The sequence below is a fragment of the Saccharothrix xinjiangensis genome, assembly GCF_039527585.1.
In the GTDB taxonomy this organism is placed as follows: Bacteria; Actinomycetota; Actinomycetes; order Mycobacteriales; family Pseudonocardiaceae; genus Actinosynnema; species Actinosynnema xinjiangensis.
The window spans coordinates 205,688-212,274 of sequence record NZ_BAAAKE010000016.1 but is presented as its reverse complement, the minus strand read 5'-3'; the positions used below and the strand labels follow the sequence as shown (position 1 = coordinate 212,274).

At 71.0% G+C, this 6,587-nt stretch carries 5 protein-coding genes; 2 read left to right on the top strand and 3 right to left on the bottom strand.

Going from position 1 to position 6,587, the window contains the following annotated elements; genetic code table 11:
* Window positions 1-507 precede the first annotated feature (507 nt).
* Window positions 508-1,236, bottom strand: coding sequence for a calcium-binding protein (locus tag ABD223_RS27790; protein WP_344039517.1), 729 nt, complete (start codon window positions 1,234-1,236; stop codon window positions 508-510).
* An 801-nt stretch (window positions 1,237-2,037) separates the two neighbouring features.
* On the opposite strand from ABD223_RS27790, the gene ABD223_RS27785 reads away from it, so the two are divergent.
* On the top strand, window positions 2,038-3,372 hold the full coding sequence (locus tag ABD223_RS27785; protein ID WP_344039515.1) for a hypothetical protein: 1,335 nt from the start codon (window positions 2,038-2,040) through the stop codon (window positions 3,370-3,372).
* A gap of 528 nt (window positions 3,373-3,900) precedes the next feature.
* Here ABD223_RS27785 and ABD223_RS27780 read toward each other — a convergent pair.
* A complete protein-coding gene (locus ABD223_RS27780) occupies window positions 3,901-4,236 on the bottom strand; it encodes a histidine kinase dimerization/phospho-acceptor domain-containing protein (RefSeq protein ID WP_344039514.1) in 336 nt (111 codons plus the stop codon).
* 487 nt (window positions 4,237-4,723) lie between these two features.
* Between ABD223_RS27780 and ABD223_RS27775 the strand changes: the two genes are divergently transcribed.
* Entirely contained in the window at window positions 4,724-5,428 is a 705-nt protein-coding gene (locus tag ABD223_RS27775; protein WP_344039511.1) for a response regulator transcription factor, read from the top strand.
* A gap of 81 nt (window positions 5,429-5,509) precedes the next feature.
* Here ABD223_RS27775 and ABD223_RS27770 read toward each other — a convergent pair whose 3' ends face one another.
* Window positions 5,510-6,481: a glycoside hydrolase family 6 protein gene (locus tag ABD223_RS27770; protein WP_344039510.1), complete on the bottom strand. Its 972-nt coding sequence runs from the start codon at window positions 6,479-6,481 to the stop codon at window positions 5,510-5,512.
* Window positions 6,482-6,587 lie beyond the last annotated feature (106 nt).

Genomic DNA, 6,587 nt, shown 5'->3' with positions numbered 1-6,587 from the left:
CAGCCGACTCTTCGGAAAAGTCACTTCCCGAACCCGCCAAACCAAAGCCTACAACCGAGCCCGACCCAACGCCTTGACAAACACAGAGGAACCCCCGATAACCCGAGGCGGTTGTCACCTGGATCGGGTGGGTGATGCCGGGGTGGTGGTGGGTTCGGTCCGGGCGGTGGGGTGCGCCACTGTCTGCGCGGGACTTGGTGGACCCGAGGGCTGCCGGTGCCTCCGGAGGCGGTGTGGATGTCGGTGATCTCGGCGGTGATCGCCCGGTCGTCGCGCTGACGGTGGGACGGGCAGGCTTGGCGGGCCACCCGGCCGTGGTAGGTGGAGGAGGCGATGCCCAGGACCTGGAGCCGGTCCTCGTCGCCGACCAGCCCCGCAGCTCTCGACCTGCCCAGACCCCAGCGCCGCCGCCACTCGCGACCGCAGCACCTCACGTTCGGCCGGTGACAGCCGTCACCCGACCGGAGTCGGGTGACGAGCCACTGGGTCGATCGGCGGTGCGAGTGGTTACGGCGTGGTCGGCAGGAGGCAGGAGTAGGCCAGGGGGAGCAGGTTCACGAAGGTCCCGCCGGCTCCGACGCAGATGGCGCGGGCCTCGGAAACGCGCCGGTTGGTCGAAGAGAGGGGGTTGAACACGCAGAGGTAGCCCACCGGGTTCACGGTGAGGGTGAGCACGCCACCGGTCGCGGTGCACAGCACGGTCGCGTTGCCCGTGCCCGAGCCCGGTCCCGATCCAGGCGGGGTGCTCGTGTTCTCGCAGTTCGCGTGGATGTCGGGATCCGGCGCGGGCCCCTGGCAGGTGTCGGTGCCGAGGCCGCCGTCGAGGCTGTCCTGGCTGCCGTCGTTGGACGCGCCGATGAGCGTGTCGTTCCCGGCGCTTCCGGAGATGGTGTCGATGCCCAGGCCCCCGGTGAGGGTGTCGTCACCGGTGCCGCCGGTGAGGGTGTCGTTCCCGTCACCACCGTTGATCGTGTCGTTGAAGTCCGAACCGGTGATGGTGTCATTGCCACCGTTGCCGTTGATCGTCTTGGCGGGGTTCGTGCCGCCGCAGTCGATCGTGTCGTTCCCGGGGGTTCCGGTCACGACGGTGTCGGTCTGGGTCACACCGGCGCTCACGACGCAATCGACAGCGGCGTGAGCGGTCAGAGGGCTGACCGCCCATAAGAACGGGACGGTGAGGACGCCGGCCAACATGGCGACGACTCCTCGACGGATCTGGCTCTGCAAGATTCTCATGTTCGTTTCCTTGACACAGTGCTAGCGATGAATCGCACAGCGCGATGCGCCGGCGAAAACCGATCTGACGCGAATCGCACCCCACCCGCGACCCGACGCGGCTACCGGTATCCACTTCCTCCACATGCGAAAAACCTCGGCTCGTGGTGCGAACCGCTCATGGCGGCCGGCTCACGTCACCGAGGTCTGGGGTGTGACGCAGGACGTTACTCCCGTTGCAGCAAATATTGGCCCTGCGTCGCCCGAATGGACGCAGGCTTTGTACGTCGACCGGACGGCTCGCCGGGCGCGCACGGGCGAGCCTCGACCGACGGCCCCGGTCCGGGTCGCATCTCGCACCGGACACCACAAATCGAGACCTATTGGTCTCCAGTGGATTGGCGCGATCGGCGCGAGTCCCCCGTGAATCGGCTCCGGTGATCGACACGCCGGCGGCGGAGCCCTCGACCGGACCCAGGCAGTGGCGGCGGTGACCAGAAACACTGGAAATAATTTTTGACCAACGGGCCCGCGCACGAGGGAAATAATTCTTCCGTGGCCGGGAATTCCTCGCAACGGGATGACGAACCGCCGTTCCACTTGCAAATATGACGAACAAGGAACAGGGTTGCCACAGGAGCGCAGGCAGATCCGATGCGCGGCATCGACCGCCGACTGGATCACACTCACCGATCACCCGGGGAAACGCCTCGGCGGCGGCAGGTCGACCAGAAAAGCCGCGCTCCTGCCACGACAGACCTCCTCGTGCTCATCAACGGCGCCGAGGAGGAACCGAACCACTACACGATGTGGGGAAAAGTCATGCGATCGACCACGCGCAGCACCACGGCCGTACGGGTTCGACGTGCCCTGATCGGGCTGGGAACCGTGGCGGGGTTCGCCCTGGTGGCTCCCGGCTCCGCCTACGCCGCCGACCCGGCCGGGTGCGTCCGGTCCGGCGAGAACGTGACCTGCACGGCGGGCGTCCCCGCCGGCCAGGTCCTCGACGGCACCGCCAACGCCAACACCATCACGATCACCGGCGGCCCTGTCGCGGGCACGATCAGGGGGTTGGGCGGCAACGACACCATCGTCATCACCGGCATCGCCGGCATCAACGGGGCGACAGGCCCTCCCGGCGCGAACGGCACGGCAGGCACCCCTGCGGGGACCGCCGGCGGCAACGGCGGCGTCGGGACCAGCGGCGGTGTCGGCATCAGCAGCACCGGCATCGTCGACGGCGGTGACGGCACCGACCAGGTCACCGTGACCGGCGGTGGCGGCGGCAACGGCGGCGCCGGAGGCGTCGGCGGCACCGGCCTGAACAGCGGCGCGGGCGGCGCCGGAGGCAACGGCGGCGTCGGCGGCGTCGGCGGGGCCGCCAACGTCGGGTCCGTCATCGGCGGGGTCGGCGGCGACACCGTCAACGCGACCGGTGGCAAGGGCGGCCTCGGCGGCGTCGGCGGACTGGGCGGCAACGGTGGGGCCACGGCAGGCGGAGCGGGTGCCGGCGGTATCGGTGGCGCCGCGGGCGTCGGCGGTGTCGGCAACTCCGGGACCATCAACGGTGGCACCACGGACACCGGCGTCGACAACATCACCACCACCGGCGGTGCCGGCGGTGCGGGTTCCTCCGGCGGGATCGGCGGCTGCGGCAGCGGCGGCGGCGCCGGTGGCGCGGGCGGCGCCGGTGGCGCGGGCGGCATCGGCAACTCGGGGACCGTCAACGGCGGCGCCGGGGCGGACACCCTCAAGACCAAGGGCGGTCTCGGTGGCCTCGGTGGCCTCGGGGCCAAGGGCGGCAACGGCCTGAGTGCCACGCAGCCCGGTGGAGCGGGTGGCGTCGGCGGTGCCGGCGGCGCCGGCGGCGGGGGCAACTCCGGGAACGTCAACGGTGACGCCGACAACGACGTCATCACCAACACCGGCGGCAACGGCGGTGACGGTGGCGCCGGCGGCAACGGTGGCACCGGGTGCGCCGGTCCCGGCGGCGCGGGCGGTCTGGGCGGCGCCGCGGGTGCGGCCGGCACGGGCAACGCCGGAACCGTCAACGGCGGCACCGGGGTGAACACCATCACCAACCCCGGTGGCGCTTCCGGCCTGGTCGGCGCCAACGGCGTGGCCGGCGTCAACAACGGTGGCGTCTGCACCTGCTGATCGGCGGCGACAGACCCGTCCCGGGGCCGGTGTGCCTGGCGATCGCCAGGCACACCGGCCCCGTCGTGGTCGCTGGTGGAGTTCGCGTCCGCCGCTCTCGGGCCCATCGGGGTGCGGTGTCCGGCGCGCAGGGGTGCGCCGGCGTCGTGCAGGTGGCGCAGGACCTGGGCGCCGGAGAAACGCGGGCCGGCTTTGCCGGCCGCTCGTCTCCGCGAGCAGGATCGCCGCTCGGACGACGCGCACGCCGAGCGTTCCACCGCGACGATTCGAGATCGAATCGGAGAGTCGACGACCGGGCACGCCGAATTAATACATGAAAGAGCGCATCACTGGATTTTCGGTATCCGTCGGGCGCATGATCGGCACATGAGCCGATCTTCTTCCATCGACTTTGCTCCGCGATCCCGCTGATTTCCGGACATGCCGGGGCCCACTCCCCCCGTAACGGGAGTCATCCCATGAACGTTCGACGCATCGCAAGCTCGGTCCTGACCGCCGGCGCTCCCGCCGCGCTGGTCGCGGCGCCGGTCAGCGCCGCCGCGCCCGTTCCGGACCGGGTTCCGGCAGCCGACCGGGTGTCGGTGGCCGCGCCTCCGGCCAGTTGTGCCACCGCCATCGCCGCCGCGGTCGACAGCGCCAACGCTGCCACAGCGGCGTGTTCGGAGTGCCCTTGAGGTGTCTCCCCGGCCCCGGCGAAACGGTGGCCACGAGCCGCTCGACGTTGCGCCGCAGCGCCCGCACGACCTCGTCCGACGCCGGGTCCGCCAGTCCGTCGTCGGCTATGAGCTGCAGCAGGCTCGACGCGCTCGTGAGCGGCGTTCGCAACTCGTGCGAGACGATCGCGAGGACCTCACCCTTCGTCACCTCGGGGAAGTCCGGTTCACGGTCACGAGGCGCGGGGTTCGGCCGACTCGCGCCGGGTCCCCCGGTCCGGGTGGCTCCTCGCTCGCGGTTCGGGGAGCCCCGCCCGGCCCGGTGGTGTCCGGTCCGGTTCCCACGGCAGCGCAGCGGCGATCACACCCACCCCCTGGACCACGTCCGGCCGCTCCTTCCCGTCCGTGGATCCGAACCGGTGGATCGCGCTGGTGCGTGGAAGGGTGAATCCCGGTCGAGGGGCACGAACCCGGCGTGCCCTCCGCGCCGCCCGGATGTACGGTGGCACGGGTCTGACGGCGGTCCGCCGCCCAATCCGTCAGCGCGGACCTGGCGTGGTGATCCGGATGGCAGTGCTCGTGGTGTCGGAGTCGCTCACCCACCCCGACCTGCCGCGTGATGTCGCCGGTGGGTCCACGCGTCCGCCGCGCCCGGTTCGGGGAAGACGGGGGTTCTCGCCGGTCCTGGGCGCAGCCCGGTGACGAAGGTCTTGGCCATAGAGGACGACGCGGACATCATGCTGTCCTACCGCCTCGTCTTCGAGAGGGCCGGGTACCAGTTCATCTCCGCCGCCGACGGCCGCGCGGGGTTGCGCATGGTGCACGAGGAGAGGCCCGACGTCGTCCTGCTCGACGTCGGGCTGCCGGGGATGGACGGCTGGACCGTGCTGGAGCGAATTCGCGATCTCACCACCCTGCCGGTGCTGATGATCAGCGCTCTCGGCGACGAGGCCGACAAGGTCCGAGGTCTCCGCGCCGGTGCGGACGACTACGTGACGAAGCCGTTCGCCAACAACGAACTGCTGGCCAGGACCGAGGCGCTGTTGCGCCGTGCCGCCCAGCCCGCCGCCGGCGGTTCCGATCGGGAGGAGACCTACGACGACGGGCTGGTGCGGATCAACCGGAAGGCTCGCACGGTGCACGTGAGGAGTGCCGGGGCGGAGCGCGAGGTGGTGCTCACCGCCATCGACTTCCGACTGCTCAACGTGCTGGTCAAGCACGTCGGCGCCGTGTTGTCCGCCGACCAGCTGCTCGACCAGGTGTGGGACGACCCCGGTGGCATCGGACCGGAGCGCGTCAAGTTCGCCGTGCTCCGGCTGCGCCGCAAGCTCGGGTGGGTCGCGGAGACCTCGCCGATCAAGGCGGTCCGCGGTGTCGGGTACCGCTACGACGCGACCGGTTGAGCTCATCACCGTGCTCCTCGTGCGCCGTCGCTCCCGCGCTCGCGATCCGTGCCCCGTGCCCCGTGCCCCGTGCCAGGCCGGTCACCAAGCGGCCCGGAAGTCCAGCATGTTCGCGGCCCGGTCCTGGAACCAGTGCCCGGAGTACGGGTCGCCCCGCTCGCAGGTGCCGTCCGATTGACCCGGGTTCTTGATCCACAGGTTGGCGTCGTCGTGTGCGGCGGAGGTCTGCGCGGTGGGGAGCGCTCCGAGTCCGCGGTCCACCGGGTTGCACCAGTTCAAGGGTTCGTCGGGGGCGGGGCCGCGCCCGTTGCGGGAGACGTCGACGACGTAGCTCTTGCCGGGGAGTCGCGCGGAGACCTCCTCGCCGTAGGCCTCCTGTTCGGAGGTGGTGTAGAAGTTCGACACGTTGAGGCTGAAGCCGCGGGCGTGCCGGACCCCGGCGAGGTTGAGCCGGTCGACGAGCTCGGTCACGCTGAGCCAGCGCGAGTGCCCGCCGTCGAGGTAGACCAGCGTGGCCCCTCCCGCGCCGAGCTGGGCCACGGCATCGGCGAGCATGCCGTAGCGCTCGGTGCGCGCCGCGTCGGCGAGGCAGTCGGCGCTGGTCAGGGCATCGGGTTCGACGATGACGACGGCGGGGTTGGCACCGATGCCGGCGCGCAGCTCCTGGGTCCAGGACTTGTAGGTGGCCGCGTCCGGCAGTCCCCCGCCGGAGTAGCTGCCGCAGTCGCGACCGGGGATGGCGTACGTCACCAGGACCGGCAGGCCGCCCGCCGCGGTGGCGCCGTCGACGTAGTCCGCGACCGCGGCGCGGATGGTGGGGACCGGGTTGTCGGGGGTGAACCAGCGGGCCTGCGGAACCCCGGCGATCGTGGCCGCGACCTGGTTGTCCGGTTCCGCCCGCACGACCTGGTTGGCGGGGCTGTTCGGGTCCGCGTAGAACGGGCGGTTCCACGGTTCATCCGCGGCGGCGGTGGTGGCGGCCGGCCGGATCTGGCCGGCCGCCGCCTCGGCCGCGACCGGTTGCCCGGTGGACGGCATGACCGGCGCGCTCATGGCCGCAACGCCCAAGAACGCGCAAGCAGAAATACGGAACATGATTTGCACCTTCCGGAGTGAGGTAACTCCATCCTCAGATCCGGCGGTTGCAGTTCAGTTCGAT

What these genes read in the sequence shown, in the direction of transcription:
- ABD223_RS27790 (WP_344039517.1), bottom strand. Translation starts at nt 1,236, where the DNA reads ATGAGAATCTTGCAGAGCCAGATCCGTCGAGGAGTCGTCGCCATGTTG.
- ABD223_RS27785 (WP_344039515.1), top strand. Translation starts at nt 2,038, where the DNA reads ATGCGATCGACCACGCGCAGCACCACGGCCGTACGGGTTCGACGTGCC.
- ABD223_RS27770 (WP_344039510.1), bottom strand. Translation starts at nt 6,481, where the DNA reads ATGAGCGCGCCGGTCATGCCGTCCACCGGGCAACCGGTCGCGGCCGAG.